This is a genomic window from Streptomyces sp. NPDC001732 (assembly GCF_053596315.1).
On record NZ_JBSFFY010000206.1, the window covers coordinates 1 to 1,312 of the forward strand.

Annotated in this window: 1 protein-coding gene; it reads left to right on the forward strand. The window is 63.9% G+C overall.

What is annotated here, in order from left to right:
• The coding region (locus tag ACWCXX_RS41415) for a condensation domain-containing protein (RefSeq protein WP_451136500.1) at window positions 1-1,312 on the forward strand (1,312 nt) is incomplete at both ends.

The following is a 1,312-nucleotide window of genomic DNA, read 5'->3' on the forward strand; positions in this document are numbered from 1 at the left end:
TTCGATGCGCAGACGGTGGTGTTGTTGGCGGAGCGTGTGGTGGGTTCGTCGGTGGGTGGGCGTGCGGCGTTGGTGCCGATGGTGCGTCCGGATCGGGTTCCGTTGTCGTTCGCGCAGCGGCGGTTGTGGTTCCTGAATCGTATGGAGGGGCCGAGCGGGACGTACAACATTCCGTTGGGTGTGCGGTTGTCGGGTGTGCTGGACGTGGTGGCGTTGCGTGCTGCGTTGGTCGATGTGGTGGGTCGGCACGAGTCGTTGCGTACGGTTTTCCCGGATGTGGGTGGTGAGCCGTGGCAGGAGGTGGTTGCGGCCGGGGATGTGGTGGTGCCGTTCGAGGTGGTTGATGTGGTGGAGGAGGGGTTGGATTCTGCTTTGGCGTCGGTGGCGTCGGTGGGGTTCGATCTTTCGGTTGATCTGCCGGTGCGGGCGTGGTTGTTCCGGGTTTCGGCGGATGAGCATGTGTTGTGTGTGGTGGTGCATCACATTGCTGGTGATGGTTGGTCGCAGGCTCCGTTGGCGCGGGATCTGGGTGTGGCGTACCGGGCGCGTGTGGCTGGTGGGGTTCCGGGGTGGGAGCCGTTGCCGGTGCAGTATGCGGATTATGCGTTGTGGCAGCGTGAGGTGTTGGGGAGTGAGGAGGACGAGGGTTCGTCGATTGCCGGTCAGTTGGCGTATTGGCGTGGGGTGTTGGAGGGGTTGCCGGATGAGTTGAGTCTTCCGGTGGACCGGGTGCGTCCGGCTGTTTCGAGTTACCGCGGTGGTGTGGTGACGGTGGAGCTGGGTGCGCGGTTGCATCGTGAGCTGGTGGGGTTGGCGCGGTCGTCGCGTTCGAGTCTGTTCATGGTGTTGCAGGCGGGTGTGTCTGGGTTGTTGTCGCGGTTGGGTGGGGGTGTGGACATTCCGTTGGGTACGGCGATTGCGGGTCGTACGGATGCGGCGTTGGACGAGTTGGTGGGGTTCTTCGTCAATACGCTGGTGTTGCGGGCGGATGTGTCGGGGGATCCGGGGTTCGGGGAGTTGGTGGAGCGGGTTCGGGTGGCGGATCTTGCGGCGTATGCGCATCAGGATCTGCCGTTCGAGCAGTTGGTGCATGCGTTGCAGCCGTCGCGGTCGATGGCGCGTCATCCGTTGTTCCAGGTGATGATCGTGCTGCAGAACAATGCGGTGGCGTCGTTGGATCTTCCGGGTCTGGTGGCGCGTCCGGTGGACGGTGGTGGTGGTGCCTCGAAGTTCGACCTGGGGTTCAACTTCGTGGAGCGCACGGACCTGGACGGTGCCCCGGCGGGCATCGAGGTCACCGTCGAGTACAGCT